Source organism: Ureibacillus endophyticus, assembly GCF_024159215.1.
Classification (GTDB): Bacteria; Bacillota; Bacilli; order Bacillales_A; family Planococcaceae; genus Ureibacillus; species Ureibacillus endophyticus.
On record NZ_JAMYWW010000001.1, the window covers coordinates 298,220 to 314,532 of the forward strand.

The 16,313-nt window shown below is 33.6% G+C and carries 13 protein-coding genes and 1 riboswitch; of the genes, 10 read left to right on the plus strand and 3 right to left on the minus strand.

Features of this window, described 5'->3' with window-relative positions:
* The first annotated feature begins 46 nt into the window (after positions 1-46).
* Together NKR20_RS01490 and NKR20_RS01495 are read left to right on the plus strand one after the other, a co-directional pair.
* Complete coding sequence (locus NKR20_RS01490) at positions 47-799, plus strand: threonine/serine exporter family protein (RefSeq protein ID WP_121213469.1); 753 nt, start codon at positions 47-49, stop codon at positions 797-799.
* A 12-nt stretch (positions 800-811) separates the two neighbouring features.
* On the plus strand, positions 812-1,309 hold the full coding sequence (locus NKR20_RS01495) for a threonine/serine exporter family protein (RefSeq protein ID WP_121213471.1): 498 nt from the start codon (positions 812-814) through the stop codon (positions 1,307-1,309).
* Positions 1,310-1,373: 64 nt separating this feature from the next.
* Here NKR20_RS01495 and NKR20_RS01500 read toward each other — a convergent pair whose 3' ends face one another.
* A complete protein-coding gene (locus NKR20_RS01500) occupies positions 1,374-3,389 on the minus strand; it encodes a putative bifunctional diguanylate cyclase/phosphodiesterase (protein ID WP_253423008.1) in 2,016 nt (671 codons plus the stop codon).
* 576 nt (positions 3,390-3,965) lie between these two features.
* Between NKR20_RS01500 and NKR20_RS01505 the strand changes: the two genes are divergently transcribed.
* The 5 genes from NKR20_RS01505 to NKR20_RS01525 all read left to right on the plus strand — a co-directional run bounded on the left by NKR20_RS01505 (position 3,966) and on the right by NKR20_RS01525 (position 10,672).
* Complete coding sequence (locus NKR20_RS01505) at positions 3,966-5,693, plus strand: ABC transporter ATP-binding protein (RefSeq protein WP_253423011.1); 1,728 nt, start codon at positions 3,966-3,968, stop codon at positions 5,691-5,693.
* Entirely contained in the window at positions 5,693-7,522 is a 1,830-nt protein-coding gene (locus NKR20_RS01510) for an ABC transporter ATP-binding protein (protein ID WP_253423014.1), read from the plus strand. The genes NKR20_RS01505 and NKR20_RS01510 overlap by 1 nt, the downstream gene beginning before the upstream one ends.
* Positions 7,523-7,623: 101 nt before the next feature.
* Positions 7,624-8,499 (plus strand): GNAT family N-acetyltransferase, encoded by an 876-nt coding sequence (locus NKR20_RS01515; protein ID WP_121213479.1) that lies wholly within the window; start codon positions 7,624-7,626, stop codon positions 8,497-8,499.
* A gap of 152 nt (positions 8,500-8,651) precedes the next feature.
* A complete protein-coding gene (locus NKR20_RS01520; protein ID WP_253423017.1) occupies positions 8,652-9,560 on the plus strand; it encodes a 1,4-dihydroxy-2-naphthoate polyprenyltransferase in 909 nt (302 codons plus the stop codon).
* Between the two features lie 974 nt (positions 9,561-10,534).
* Positions 10,535-10,672, plus strand: a complete 138-nt coding sequence (locus NKR20_RS01525; RefSeq protein ID WP_170148379.1) for a hypothetical protein — start codon at positions 10,535-10,537, stop codon at positions 10,670-10,672.
* Positions 10,673-11,292: 620 nt separating this feature from the next.
* Here the strand turns inward: NKR20_RS01525 and NKR20_RS01530 are convergent.
* A complete protein-coding gene (locus tag NKR20_RS01530) occupies positions 11,293-12,108 on the minus strand; it encodes a S1C family serine protease (protein WP_253423020.1) in 816 nt (271 codons plus the stop codon).
* A 137-nt stretch (positions 12,109-12,245) separates the two neighbouring features.
* Positions 12,246-12,338, plus strand: a riboswitch (guanidine-I (ykkC/yxkD leader).
* Between the two features lie 53 nt (positions 12,339-12,391).
* On the opposite strand from NKR20_RS01530, the gene NKR20_RS01535 reads away from it, so the two are divergent.
* Genes NKR20_RS01535 through thpR form a run of 3 tightly spaced genes read left to right on the plus strand, consistent with a single transcriptional unit; the run spans position 12,392 to position 13,670 of the window.
* A complete protein-coding gene (locus tag NKR20_RS01535) occupies positions 12,392-12,733 on the plus strand; it encodes a DMT family transporter (protein WP_121213484.1) in 342 nt (113 codons plus the stop codon).
* The gene (locus tag NKR20_RS01540) at positions 12,733-13,050 is read left to right on the plus strand and encodes a DMT family transporter (protein ID WP_253423022.1); all 318 of its coding nucleotides are present in this window, start codon (positions 12,733-12,735) and stop codon (positions 13,048-13,050) included. The genes NKR20_RS01535 and NKR20_RS01540 overlap by 1 nt, the downstream gene beginning before the upstream one ends.
* Positions 13,051-13,103: 53 nt before the next feature.
* Positions 13,104-13,670, plus strand: a complete 567-nt coding sequence (gene thpR, locus NKR20_RS01545) for an RNA 2',3'-cyclic phosphodiesterase (protein ID WP_121213488.1) — start codon at positions 13,104-13,106, stop codon at positions 13,668-13,670.
* A 283-nt stretch (positions 13,671-13,953) separates the two neighbouring features.
* On the opposite strand, the gene helD is transcribed toward thpR, so the two are convergent.
* Positions 13,954-16,134, minus strand: coding sequence for an RNA polymerase recycling motor HelD (gene helD / locus NKR20_RS01550; protein WP_253428004.1), 2,181 nt, complete (start codon positions 16,132-16,134; stop codon positions 13,954-13,956).
* Positions 16,135-16,313 lie beyond the last annotated feature (179 nt).

Below are 16,313 nucleotides of genomic sequence, written 5' to 3' on the forward strand. Positions count from 1 at the left end.
TGTTCGATAATATGAGCATGGAGAAAAAAGGAGATTAACACACGCAATGGAAACTAAAGAACAGAATTATGAAATGGCTCTCGATACGTTTTTGCTAGCGGGCAAAATTATGATGGAAAGCGGTGCGGAAACATATCGAGTAGAAGATACAATGCTCCGAATGGCACGCTCCCAATCAATCGAGGATGCACAAAGTTATGTAACACCAACAGGAATTATCCTATCGCTGGGAAGAAGGCAGATTACGAAAATAACTTCCATTTCGACTAGAATTACTGATTTACACAAAATAGCCAAAGTGAATAGTGTTTCTCGTAAGCTCTCAAGTAAAATAATAACATTAGAAGAAGCATATGACGAGTTGCGAAAGATACAAAAAACAAATTATTTTTTACCCGTCCATCTTCAAATTTTAGCCGCGGCGATTGCAAGTAGTTGTTTTATGGTTTTATTTAATGGATTGTGGTCAGATATACCTGCAGCTTTTGTCGCGGGTGGGGTAGGATACTTTGTAGTAATAATTATTCAGGATATGACAAAAGTTAAGTTTTTCTCAGAATTCTTTGCCTCCCTCGTAGTAGGATTCATCGCCTCCTTAGCTGTTCATTTTGATTTAGGAAGTGAAATGGATAAAATCATTGTCGGTAGTGTAATGCCACTTGTTCCAGGGGTATTAATTACAAACGCAGTACGAGACTTGATGGCTGGCCATTTTACAGCGGGTATTGCAAAAGGTACTGAGGCATTTCTGACTGCATTTGCAATCGGTTCGGGTATTGCGATTGTGGTAGCATTTTAAGGAGACGTTGCAATGGAAATCTTTCTACAATTATTATTTAGTTTTATTTTCACAGCATGTTTTGGTGTGATTTTCAACGCACCTACAAAGGCGATTCCTTATTGTGGATTAGTAGGGTCAATAGGGTGGATAGTATACTACGTTCTAATGGACTATGGGGTAACAACAGAAGTGCAATCATCTTTTATAGGAGCATTTATTGTTGCAATTGTTGCTCAGGTTTTTGCTCGTCGATTTAAAATGCCTATGATAATCTTTAACGTATCAGGAATTATACCTCTCGTTCCAGGGGGTATCGCTTATAATACTATGCGAAATATAGTAGAACTAGACTATAACCTAGGTATTCAAAATGGTATGCGTGCTTTTATGATTTCAGGCGCAATTGCAATGGGACTCGTTTTTGCTGAGGTAATTATTCAATTAGTAATGCGTATGTTTAATAAAGGGAAAACGTCAATGCAAACTTATGCAAGAGCTAAACGAAGAGAAAAAGGGGGACATCTATAATTGAGATGTCCCTTTAATAATGGAGTAAGGTTTAGCGCATATTGAGCCTTAGCAAAGTATATTTTTAAACCGTAGCTAAAAGATTTCTTACTTCTAATTCAGTGATAGGTTTACTAATTAGGAAGCCTTGTATCGCATCGCAACCATATTGTTCTAGTAAATTTCTTTGTTCAATTGTTTCAACGCCTTCTGCTAAAACAATTAAGTTCATAGATTTACCAAACTGAACCATCCCGTTAATTAATCGTTGTGTCTTCTCAGATTGTAACAAGGAACCAATAAAGGCTTGGTCAATTTTTAAAATACTTATTGGTAAGAGCTGCATATAACGGAATGAGGCATAACCAGTTCCAAAATCGTCTAGTACAAATACAATTCCTGCATTTTCAAGTTTACGCATTTGATTAATGATGGATGTTTCAGCCTCAGCTTCTAATGCAAACTTTTCAGTAATTTCAATTTGAATTAAATTTGCAGGACAACCTGTTTTCTCCAAAGTGTTTAATATTGACTTTGCCATGTTTTTATCACGGAATTCGCGAACAGATAGGTTAATACTTACCTTTAAATTTAACCCCTCATTTTTCCATTTAGCAGCTTGCTTACAAGCTTCTTCAATTACAAAGGAACCAATATTATTAATTAAACCTGACTCCTCTGCAATCGGGATTAATTCATCTGGGGATACTACGCCAACTTCTTCATCTTCCCAACGAACAAGGGCTTCTACAGCGATAATATCTCCAGTTTGAAGATCCACTTGTGGTTGGTAAAGTACTTTAAGATTTTTCTGATCAAGTGCAAGTAATAATCGTTTCTCAATGACAGAACGACGATTTAAAGCTTTATGTGTTTCGCTTGATAGTGAAAGTATACTGTCTCCACCGGCTTCACGGACGTTTGCTATTGTTGCAAGGGAAGCTTTCATTAATTGCGCAAAGTTCGATTGATCTTGAGGTGAATGAGTAATACCGCCACTAATAGAAATAGGGACTGCCATATTTTCAATATAAATAGGGTTTTGCTTTAGGTATGTTAAGAACCCTTGAATAAACCATTCGCCTAAAGGAGTAATCACTACAAAGTCATTTTCATTAATGCGAGCCATTAAACTGTCTTGGAAATAAATTTTCATACGTTTTGTAAACTCAACAATTAAATTATGATCTAATTGATTACTATGGAGTTCTCGCAATGTATAAAATTTATCGATACTCAGATAAACAAATAAGAAATGACGACCTTCTTCAATCATATCCGTCACGATATTTTCAAGACGATGAACATTCATAAGTCCTGTTTCTGTATCAATATAAGCGATTTTTTCCAACTGTAGTGTTAATTTCTTTTCATTTGTAATATCTTTTTCGATTAAAATGTAACGGTAATTTTGCTCTATATGAGAATAAGTGGGGATTGCTGTTAAATGGACCCAATACGATAGACCCTCCTTTGTAATCTTTTCGACTTCGCCTTCCCATATTTCTCCTGAATTTATTGTCTGCCAAATAGTTTCAACGATTACAGCATTTTCAGCTGTCTCGGGAAAGAGTTGCCAAAACGTTTTTCCTATTATGCGTTTAGGTGTCCAATGACTTGTTTTTAAAAAGGCTTGGTTACCATGTGTAATAAATCCTTCTGCATCCAAGTTGACTACCATAAAAGTAGAATGAAGGCCATTTTTTAAATCTATTAACTCCTGTGATGTATCATCTGCACGAGTCATCATTTCATCTAGTAAGCATGTGACTAAAATAGAGTATTCATTTTCTAATTCACATGGTGTTGTAATTAACGTAGCCATCATAAATGTATCGTCACTTGTTACCAATTGAACTTGTTCAAAACGAAGTTGTTCTTTTCCAAGTAATATTCGATTCCATGATTCATCATGTAAGGATGATAATAAACTATTGTTCAGATAATCTTTTGCGAATTCATTATCAGAATAACCGAAATATTTAGTGCATAGATCGTTTGAAACAGTTACTATTCCTTGTGTATTTAGTACAAAAGTCGGGAAGGGAGCAAATGTTACTATTTCTTTACTAATTTTATAAGATGTATTTTCACGGCTCATAACTAACCTTCTCCTTAAAAATCGTATATTCATACTATTATTATAAAGTTATTGTAGCGAATAGTCATTATCTATCTATTATTAAGATTTTGATAATAATTGAATGAGGTACTAAAGTACTGAGAGTGTTCCTAAATTGTTAAATAAATGTCATTTTAAAATACGATTTTAGAATAGGGGGTGAATTGGATATAGGGTGGAGGAGGATATTATTAGTAAGTCTTATATTGCGATTATAGGGTCTATAGAACTATTTGTTTGAAAGAAGGAATTGGAAATTTTAAGTATATATGTATCGTATTAAAGCTTTGATTCTTAACGATAAAAGATAGTTACATACGGTGTTATAATCAGAAAAAATAAATGTAATATATTCTTGCTTAAAGTTATTATTTCTATCTACGTTTTCAATGGAATAAAACGATTAGTTGTATGGGTATAGGCAGAAAATTACAATTTAGTTTTTAAATATGAACAAAGTGTAAACGAAGATAACTATCAATTCACTACACGTTTTCTATATTAAAAGGTGTATAGTTGGTTTATAATGCGTGTTTATCTATTGGGAGTGAGATAGTGAGAACAGTATTTTCATTTATAAAACCGTATAAAGTACCAGCAATTATAGCGCTATGTTTAATGTTAATGGAGTTAGCAGTAGAGCTTGTACAGCCGCTAATCATTGGGAAAATTATTGATGACGGTATCGTGGCGAACGATATGAATAGCATTGCTATCTGGGGCTTAACCTTACTTGGCTTAGCATTTTTAGCCTTTACAAGTGGTGTTATTAATTCGTATTTCAGCGCCCATGCAGCACAAAGTTTTGCTTTTGATTTAAGAAATGCACTTTTTAGTAAAATACAATCCTTTACAATGGCAACTTATTTGAAGTTTCCTACATCAGGATTAATTACTAGATTAACAAGTGATGTACAACAAGTACAAACCGTCTTTTTTATGAGTTTACGGATTATGATGCGTGTACCACTCATGGTAATCGGAAGCTTAATTATGGTGTTTTTCGTAAATACAAAAATGGCATTATTTTTAATGATTGGTGCACCAATATCTTTTTTATTTTTATTCTTCATTGTGAAAAAAGGCGTACGTTCTTTTGCGCAAGTTCAAAGAAGATTGGATAAAGTTAATCGTGTTTTACAGGAAAATTTACAAGGCATTCGGTTAGTAAAAGCTTATATGCGTTTAAGTTATGAAGGTAATCGTTTTGAACAAGTTGCAGGCGATTTAAAAACGGATACAGTAAAAGCTTTACGAATTATGGAAATCATTATGCCTGTGCTACTTTTTGTTATGAATGGAAGTCTTCTTATTGCCATTTGGTTTGGGGCAATTGATGTTAAAAATGGCCATGCTCAAGTTGGGGAGTTAGTTGCAGTTGTTAACTACGCTTTACGTATGACTGGTTCATTTTCAATGTTTGCCTTCATTATTAATGCGTTTTCTCGTGCGAAAGCTTCTGCAGAGCGTATGGAGGAAATATTAATTGTAGAACATGGAACGGAAACTAAATCCTTTGAAGTAAACAACTTGGTGGAACATAAAGTAGGGTCAATACAATTTGACAAAGTTTCTTTTAACTATCCAAATTCAGATCGGCAAATATTAAATAATGTGTCCTTTACTGTAATGGAAGGGGAAAAACTCGCCATTATGGGAGCAACAGGGTCAGGAAAGTCTACATTATTAAATTTACTGCCACGTTTCTATGATGTCACATCAGGAACCATATTCATTAATAGTCGAGACATAAAAGAATGGCCTTTAGAAAGATTGAGAGCTATGTTTGGTTATGTACCTCAACAGTCGATGCTCTTTACAGGTACCATATCTGAAAATGTTCGTTGGGGTAAACAAGATGCAGAACTAAATGAAATCATAAATGCAACGACTAAGGCGAAAATTCATAACACACTAGAAAATCTTCCGAATAAATACGAAACTCGGGTTGGACAAAAAGGCGTTAATCTTTCGGGAGGACAAAAACAAAGATTATCCATAGCCCGGGCACTAATTCGCAAGCCACCAATTTTAATACTGGATGATAGTACGAGTGCATTAGATATAAAAACGGAGGCTGCTTTTTGGGAGGATATAAGGGACGAACAGGCTACGATGTTTGTGGTTACTCAAAAGGTGCGTACTGCAAAAGAAGCAGATAATATTTTATTGCTAAATGAAGGACAAGTTATCGCCTTTGGAACCCATGAGAAATTAATGCAAGTGAGTGAAGAATATAGACAAATTGCAAAATCTCAAGCAGAACAGGTAGGTGAAGCGTAATGAACTTTTTCCAAAAGCCCTTTGGATATGAACCAATATTATCGAAAGAAGACTTAAAGAAATCTGGGAAAAAGAAGAAGGGCCCCCGTGCAAGTGATTGGAAAAGAACCCTACTAAATATTTGGAGAATAGTAGATGAACAACGCGCTTTACTTATTGTTGTGTTATGTCTTGTCATTATTAGTTCTACCATGTCATTGCTTGGCCCATTATTAATTGGTCATATTATTGATGACTACGTACTAAAATTTAACTTTGATGGTTTATCAACAATGATTATTATGCTAATTTTCATCTACCTGTTATTAGCATTAGCATTGTTTTTCCAAAATTATTGGATGATAGGTATTGCCCAACAGACAATTTATCGAATGCGTACAGGGGTTTTTCATCAATTGCTGAGATTACCTGTTTCGTTTTTCGATAAACGTCAACACGGAGAATTAATGAGTCGAGCAACGAATGATATCGAAACAGTTAGTTCAACATTGAATACGTCCTTTATTCAAGTGTTTTCTAGTATTTTGACACTAACTGGTACGTTTGTGGTCATGCTGTATTTAAGTCCTATATTAACTTTGTTAACAATGTTAATTATTCCGTTAATGTTTATTACTACACGTTGGATTACAAAGAGAACAGGGAAACTATTCAAAGAGCAACAAGCTGCTTTGGGTGCATTAAACGGAATGATAGAAGAAACCATTTCGGGGCAACGAATTGTTAAAGCATTTTCCCAAGAAGAAAGAGTTAAGCAAGAATTTCGGGAAAAAAGTGAGCAACTAAAAAGAACTGGTTTCTGGGCGCTTACTTATTCGGGATATATTCCAAAAGTGATGAACTTATTGAATAATATGAGCTTTGCTATTGTGGCAGGTATTGGGGGAATTTTAGCTTTTAATGGATATGTTTCAATTGGAACGATTGTGATTTTTACTGAATATGCTCGACAATTTACTCGACCATTAAATGATCTTGCAAACCAAGTGAATACGGTATTATCTGCTATTGCTGGTGCAGAAAGAGTATTTTCAATTATGGATGAGGACAAAGAAGATGATATTGGTAAAGTAGCTGACACTCATCAACTTCTTGGTGAAGTGGAATTTCGAAATGTACATTTTAAATATGAATTAGCTGAAGAAACACAGACCTTAAAAAATGTTAGTTTTCATGTTTATCCAGGACAAACCGTAGCGCTAGTAGGGGCAACAGGTGCTGGGAAAACAACCATTATGCAATTGATTGCACGGTTTTACGATGTTGAAAGTGGAGAGGTTTTATTTGATGGAATTAATGTAAAGGATTTAAAACGTTCTACATTGCGCAATCAGATGGCCTTTGTTTTGCAAGATTCTTTCTTATTTGAAGCAAGTGTCTATGACAATATCCGATACGGTAAGCTAACTGCTACAAATGAAGAAATTGAAGAAGCTGCAAAAAAGGCAAATGCCCATGATTTTATTATGAAACTACCAAATGGCTATAACACCATTTTAACAGCAGATGGTAGTGGAATTTCACAAGGGCAAAAGCAATTACTTTCAATTGCGCGGGCACTTGTAGCGGACCCTAAAATATTATTACTTGATGAGGCGACAAGTAGTATCGATACTTTGACAGAAATTAAGATACAAGAGGCGTTGGAAGTATTAATGAAAGGCAGAACAAGTTTTATCATTGCCCACCGATTAAATACGATTCGTCATGCGGACATTGTTTTAGTAATGAAAGAAGGGCAAATTGTTGAATCTGGTACTCAACAACAATTATTACAAAATAGGAATGGAATTTACGCTAATATGCTAAAACAAACTGGTATTTTATGATAAGGGAATAACATGTAATTAGTGATTTGACCTTGCTACCTTGATAGTGTTCCTCTAAAATTAGAAGATATTAAAATAGGCTTTAGGAGCGAGAGTAATACATGAACTTTTCAATTATCACAGCATCCTTTCCAATAGATTCGGAAACATACAAAGAAATAAAAGCTTTGTGTGATGATGCTTGTAAAATAGATCAATATAATTATAGTGTTTTATTAAATTTACCTATTTCTCAAAATACAAATGTCAGAGGATTTTTTGTTCTTGCATATGATGATGATAAGGACGAGTTAGTCGGAGTATCAAGTGCAGTGGATCAAATGGGGTTGAATACATATGAGTGGTCAATTCTAGTTGCTCCAATGTATAGAGAAATTGGGATTGATGAAGCTTTACTTAAAGTGTTAGGTGATGGACTACATCAACGTGGTGCTGAAGGAGAGCTTTCGTTAGTCATTCAAAATGATAAATATAGAAGAAAATTTGTTGAAAAATACGGCTATACTTATAGCTTTTCAGAAGCAACCTTTGAAGCAAAGCCTCAAATTTTCGATGAGAACGACCGTATATATATTCGACCTTACTTTGAAGCAACTGATAAAGAACGTTTAATTGAAATCTACGGTGAAGCTTTTGGTGATTTAATGGAAGAGTCACTAGAACTGATTTCTTACAATACGACAACAGAAGGTAGAATTTTGTGGATTGCTTTATTGGATGATAAAATTGCTGGAACTGTTACGTCTGTAAAAGAAGGCGATGTCCAATGGATTACAGCACTTGCAGTTCATCCGGATTTTCAAGGGCAAGGTGTTGCAACAGCACTTCTTAATTGGGTAAAAGACTTTGCTTTGAGAAATGGTGAAAATTTAATCATGCTTGAAGTAGAAATTGAAAATGAAAGAGCACTTGCTGTTTATGAAAGAGCAGGGTTTATTAAGTCTATGCAAGTAGATTATTTTGTATATAATGGTTAAGTTAAAATTATGAAGTCCCAGATCAATTTTGGTCTGGGTCTTTAATTTTCGTTAAGGTATTTTCTGAATCCAAAAGTTACTCATTGAGCAAATAATGGTTTTTGTTATAATGTAAAGATGTGAACTTAAAGATAAGGATGTTGAATAGATTCATGGAACAGGAAAACTTGAGTCCAGTAAAATTAATGTGGAAAATGACTCGACCACATACATTAACGGCAACCTTTGCACCTGTTATTTTAGGAACTGTTATTGCTCTATTTGAAGCCAAAATAGATTGGTTGTTATTTATTGCAATGATGCTTGCTTGTCTAGCATTGCAAATCGCAACGAATTTGTTTAACGAGTATTATGATTTTAAACGAGGACTAGATACTGCCGATTCAGTTGGAATTGGTGGTGGAATCGTTCGTCATGGTTTAAAACCTAAAAATGTACTTACGGTTGCATTGCTTCTATATTTAATAGCAATGATTATCGGTGTCTACATTTGTATGAATAGTAGTTGGTGGTTAGTGGTAATTGGGTTATTTGGAATGGCGGTAGGTTATCTTTATACAGGTGGGCCAATTCCAATTGCTTATACACCATTTGGCGAACTGTTTGCAGGAGCTTTAATGGGGACAGGCTTTGTATTAATCTCCTATTTTATTCAAACAAACACGTTATCGACGACAGCAGTGTTAATTTCGATTCCTGTTGGGATTCTAGTTGGTGCTATTAATATGGCAAACAACATACGTGATATCGAGGAAGACACAAAAGGTGGACGTAAAACCCTTGCAATCCTTTTAGGTAGAGAAAAAGCAGTGAGTGTTTTAGCATTTTCGTTTATTGTTGCTTATTTATGGATTATTGTTCTTGTATTAATAGGAAGTATTAGTCCATGGGCACTTATCGTACTATTAACAATTAAAAAGCCTATATCTGCAGTGAATGGATTTAAAAAAGGTGAAAAAGAACCACAATATATGCGTGTGGCAATGAAGTCTACAGCAATCACAAATACTTTATTTAGTTTTGTATTATCTATTGGATTATTTATTAGTTATATCATTTAATATTGCAAAAAAAGTTGAAGGGCAGCTCATGTTGCACCTTCTTTTTTTGTTTAGAAGGTTTCGGTCAAATTATTTGGATTATCGAATTATTTTCAGACGTTAAACCGTAGATATAAGAAGTTAAAATGGAAAAGTTAGAGGTTATATAGTGAAGAACGATGATCGGATGAATGTCGAAATAAGTAATTGCATTTATCACAGGATATAATAAATGATTTATCCAGTAATTTTCATTAGAAGAATGAGATATTGATAAAGTAAATGGCACCTTATAAATTTTTGTCAACCTAGATGACATTTTCGTTATATTGTTGCAGTGAAGTTCCTCGAATTTTGTTATTGAATAAAAACTATAGTTTAAAATCTCTTTTCAAAATACATAAATTAAAAATAGAGAGATTGTTCCCTTAATATCAAATAATATTAATTGTTTTTCAGTCAACTTAATTGACGAAAATGTTATTGTTACTGACATAGAAATGTTGATTTTTTAAGATAAATGGCGAAAAGTAATAATGATTTGTGATTTTTTCAATATCTTGTTCAACAGTTGAGAATATAGAGAGATTAGAAAATTTTTTTGTAAACTAAGTTGACTAACTTGATATTCTTGAAAAATAAGTTTGTCAGTGTAAGTAAATGTTTGTCGCCAATAAGAGTAAAATAAATGAATTCAAGATATTTTTCAAAAAAACATACAAACGCTTTAATTACAATATAGGCTACCTGTTTTTTTGTAAACTAAGTTGATGATTAAAATATTCTAAACAAATAAACGATGTAAATTAATAGCTGGACTTGTCGGAATTTGTATCTTGCAAGAGCGCTTATTATAATAGAGTTTTCTATGATGTGTAAATTTATGAAATAATGAGCTAGAAATAGAGTCTCATAATATAGCAGATGAATTAATATGATGTGATGATAGTGGATTTTTAGATGAAATGCTGCAATGGGACAAGGTGGTAGAAATATTGAAACTAGCACAAGCTTTGTTTATATTTGTTTTGATTTATATTGCATCTTTTATTCTTTTGTATGACGGTTCGGTATTAGAAACTCTCCAGTATTCGATTATTATGTGGACAATCGTTATGATGATTAAAAGATAGCTTCATTTTAGGGTCCTGTGAGGTAGCAGGATCTTTTTTTTGTGTTATTTGAAAATATGAAAATGTCAATGTGGTTGACAAAAATAATAACCAACAAGTTTTATATATGAAAGATTATAGAGATAACAAAAATATTGATAAAAATTAATTATTATACTTGAAAATTGATGCAAATTAGCAATAATTTACGATAATTATATAAAGAAAGTTTTCATGTCAATTAAGTTGACTAAAAAGAGTGATATTAACCCTAAATTGTTAAATTTAAGAGCTGTTTACACAATAAAATTAGTAAATCTAATAACTTTATTAATAAAGTAACTGATATCCAGATGATAAAGGATATCCTTATTAAAGGGTTTATTATTACTTAAAAGTAATATCGTCAACATAGTTTACATAAAAATCTCCTTTAATTGTTTATTTATTGATTATAGATACACGCTCTATGGAAAATCTCTAAATCAATAACTTATTTCAATAAAACATAACCTATCAAAAGGGTGGTTGCTTTTGTACAAAAGTACAATCGTCAACTAAGTATACAAAAAATCCCTTATTGAATGTTTCGTCAATAAGGGATGGTGAAATGTATGTGATTAGTAAATTGATAAACAACATTATTTTAATAAATTAAGACGGTGTTGCAACAAATCAATAGGTATAAATAAACCGACCCGGCCATAATCGTCTGTCTTTGTGGTCGCAAAGATAATACCGATTACCTGACCTTCATTATTAATAACCGGACTACCGCTGTTACCACGATAGACAGGCGCATCTAACATAATGACTTGTTCATTCCAATCATTAAGTAAAATGTAATCAATGACTTCACCTTTATTGGCAATGCCAGAGAAGTATAATGGGTTACCAATAAAATAAATGGCTTCATTTTTAATAGGTTCATATGTATCTGCTAACGTAAGGTGGGGGAGGTTTGTACCTTCAATTTTTAATATTGCTAAATCGATATCGGGGTAACTTTCAATAACCTCACCTTTATATAGACCATCATCTGGAAATGTTACTGTGATTGTAAGTGCATCATCAATGACATGTTCATTTGTAACGATATATCCATCCTCTGAAATTGAAAAACCCGTTCCTTTTCCACTATTCGTTTTCACTTCAACTACTGATTTTTTATAGTTCTTTATTTCTTCTTTTGAGGAAAGAGATGCGGATGTTTTTAAAAATTCAATTGCAGGAATTGAGTAAATCTCAAAAATAACTGCAAAAGTACTAACCATTAGCATCAAAGCCATAACCCAAGCAATCACACGGACAAATGGCGGTTTCTTTTTTGTAGGTTGGACACCGGATAATCTTTGTTGTCTTGCTTTTTCAAGCGCTTCTTTTTGGGCTTCTAGGACTAATTCGATAAGCTCTTCTTCACTAATTGGATCTTGCTTATCTTTATGATCATTCTCCATTTCAACCCCTCCTAACGGTAATTCCTCATTCTATCATAAAGGACCAAAGGAATATTTGGAACAAAATCACACTAGTCTACTATGCTAATATTGAATTTCAATTAAAGATGTGAAATAATAATTTCAATTGTATATTATTTAAAGTTTTCTAGGGTTCCGCATAGAGATGGTCTGGTCCGAGAGAAAACCACAAATGTTTTGTGACACGGAAGGATAAAAGCCTGGGAGATACTATTATTAGTAATCTCTTTAGGCTTTTTTATTTTGATTGGAGGTAAATTTAATGAATGTACATTGGATAAAGGTACTTGTAGCAGCCGTTTTTGAAGTCTTTTGGGTTATTGGGCTAGCTCATTCGAATGACTTTTGGTCATGGACGGGTACAATTATCGCGATTATCGTTTCGAACTATTTGTTAATAACAGCTGCCCAAACTTTACCAGCAGGGACGGTATATGCAGTTTTTGTTGGGTTAGGTACTGCTGGAGCAGTAATATCAGAAATTCTATTCTTTGGCGAACCTTTTAAATTAGCTAAAATTCTACTTATTCTACTTTTACTAGTAGGAGTAATTGGTCTAAAGCTGGTGACAGATCAAGACGAGCAAAAAGGGGTTGAAAACTAATGGCATGGATGGCGTTGATTTTGGCGGGACTATTTGAAACTTTCGGTGTTGCAATGATGAATCAGTTGAGTAAAGATAAAAACTGGAAACCTCTTGTATTATTTATACTCGCTTTTTGTATGAGTCTGTTTCTACTTCAATATTCAATGAATACCATTGCAATGGGGACAGCTTATGCAATTTGGACGGGCATTGGTGTTGTAGGGGGTACTATTGTTGGCATATTTTTATATGGTGAATCAAAAGACTTGAAAAGAGTGCTTTTTATCTCAATCATTTTAATCTCGGCTATTGGGTTAAAACTAATTGATGGATAGTTTACTTTAGTTCGGAAAGTATATTAATGAAAAAGTTTAACAGGGGTGAAACAATGGCAGATAAACATCATTACTTTTTTGCAGTAAAGCTTCCAAACGATGTGAAATCATTTTTACATAATTGGATTGAGCAAAATAGAGAGAAATTCCCATTTAAGCGTTGGGTACACGAAGCGGATTATCATATCACATTAGCGTTTTTAGGTTTTGCTGAGGAAGAAATGAAAATAAAATCGATTCAATCCGTGTCTTCTGCAATTTCTGATATAGGGCCATTTTCTTTAACATTAAGTAATATAGGTACATTTGGATCACCGAAAAGTCCACGTATTTTTTGGGCTGGTGTAAATGAATCGCAAATTTTAAATAATTTACAAAAACAAGTGTATCAACAGTGTATAGAGGTCGGTTTTCAATTGGATAAAAAACCTTTCCGCCCCCACATTACATTGGCTAGAAAATGGGAGGGAGAACAGCCTTTTGATATAAATTCTCTTATCCCAATACTTTCTGAAGATGGTAAGGAAGTTTCATTTGAAGTGAATGAAGTTGTGCTATATGAAACACACTTAGATAAATCCCCTAAGTATAAAGAATATGCAGTTTTTTCATTAAAATAAGAGATAAAGGGCTGTACAGAAAGGAAATTTCTGCACAGCCTTTAAAAAATTTGTGTAGAAGACACATAATTTATCTCATATTTTATATATTAAGATAAAGGAGTGATATCCAATGAGAATGCCTGCATTGCCACAACCTACAGTAGTTGAAAAAAGACCAAGAAAATCCGTATTTCATTATTTTAAAAAGGTGTTTTGGAACAAAGTTTTGAAGAAACGTTCCTTTGTAAAGGTTCCTCCTAGTCAATAGCTGTCCTGTGCTAATTTCTGTTGCATAGGATAGCTATTTTTTGATTTCATCTAACAAAAAAGACTCCATATTAGGTCCTACTAAATACAATTCATGCATTGCTCTAGTTAAGCTCACATACAACAATTTCCGATCAATTGGTGTATCAAAATAAGGTGTATCAAAGGCAACAATAATAACCGCATCAAATTCAAGACCTTTTGCTAAGTAACTTGGAACGATTAGCAATTGAGTTTTTCCAAGAACAGAATCCTCTTTTAAAACGGCTGCTTCAATGCCGGATTTATTCAGTATTTTTGAATACAATAAAGCTTCTTTAGATGTCTTACAAATAAGTGCAATAGAGCGATGTCCTCTTTGAAGTAACTTTTCATAAATTTCTTCAATTATTCCTGCGCTAAATTTTTCACTTTCTACAAAAGTAGGGATGTTTCCATGACGTACAACAGGTTCAACTAACGGAAGGTCTTCAACCATTTTAGATAAAATTTTGTTTGCAACTTCCATTATTTCAATCGTTGTACGGTAACTTTTTTGCAATGTGAAATAGTTTGCACGGGGGAATAGATTTAATACGGAATCCCACTCGGTAACCGAACGATAACTATGAATCCCTTGAGCTAAATCTCCTACCATAGTAAACATATCGGTTTCTAAACCAGCTTTTAATGCTGCTAATTGGAATAAACTATAATCTTGGACTTCATCAATGAAAACAACTCGCATTTTCCACTGCTCGGGAATTCCTTTAATTTTCGCATGTAAGTAATATAGGGCTGCTAAATCTTCAACTGCCCATTGTTCTTTTTTGTGATATTGAAGAAACTTTTCTTGTTCTTCCATTGTCCATTCGGGTGCTAATTCACTTAAAAGAATGCGATCAGTCAAAAACATACGATAGAATGGTTTAATTTTCACTTTTTCAAATCGTCGCATGTAGGCTGTAGCTGTGGATTTTGCTTCAGCTTTAATCTTCGGTAAGCGTTCGTCACGTTCATCAATAAACTTTGTAACCATCTCTCTTCGTTTATCAGGGTCCCGAAGTCCGCTAAGTGCTTTTCCTATCATATCTTCATAACGTTTATTTAAAGTATCCACGACTGACTTCGATTTTCTTTTTACTTCTGCTTGAATCACTTTCTTGATTCGCTCTAAACGCTTTTCAATGGGCATATAGGAAAATTCAATTAAGAACAGTTTTTTTAAATGGCTACCTCTTATAATTTTATATTTTTCGATAGCGACATCTTCATCAAAAAGACTAGCAAGATGTTGCTCATGCTTAGTTAAGTAACGGTCTAAAATATCTCGGTAAAATAGGGTACCTTTTATTTTGGGAATATTGAAAGTAGGAAGTGTATCAATTCCGTCTTCAACAATAGTTTCAAGTTGCTCGTTCGGGTTTTGTAATTTCAATTTAATGCCAATAGCCTTTTGAACATATTCTTCGTAGGTTGTTTGACAAATATGTTCAACACCAAGTTCAGGTAAAACATCCCCGATATATTCAATAAACAATTTGTTTGGTGCAAGTATCATAAGTTGCTCTGGGTTAAAATGTTCTCCCATTGTATATAAAAAATAAGATATACGGTGAAGTGCAATGGTTGTTTTTCCACTTCCCGCTGCACCTTGAACGAGTATAGGTTGACGAAGGTGGGCTCGAATGATTTCATTTTGCTCTTTTTGGATAGTTGCAACGATCTCTGTTAAACGAACATCGGCTTTCCCAGAAAGAGCATCTTGTAAAAGTTCGTCATTTGTTGTTAAGTCTATATCTTGGAAACTAAGAAGTTCTCCATCTTCTATTTTATATTGGCGTTTTGAATAAAGATGTCCGGAATAAACTTCATCTCGAACAGGATATGTAATCTCTCCAAGGCGTCCATCATAATAAACGTTAGCAACAGGAGAACGCCAATCTACAATAATGGGTTCAAGTGTCTCGTTGTGAAATAATGATGTCTTCCCGATGTATAAAAGTTCTTCAGCTTCTCCAGTTCTTTGAAAGTGAATCCGTGCAAAATAGGGTTTCTTTTTAACAGCCTCTAGGCTATCTTTTTGATTAAGAGCCATTTCGAAAAAACGAGAATTTGTTAAAATGTTAATATAGCTATCACTGGAATCAATATATTCAAGGTTAGCCATGGATTCTTTAATTTTTTCTTGAACGGCTTTTAAGTCTCGTTGTGAAGCTTCCAGAATTTGCTCCATATATTGTTTTGTGTAATTTAATCGATCGACTTCCTTCTCAAATTCTGGATGTTGGAAAGATTCCTGTTGTTTTTTAGACACATTAAAACCCCCAATCTATATTTACTTAAAATTTAGATATTAATCTTACTAAAATCCCTATAAAAAGTGAAGTTTCATTACATTTTGTTGTATATTTT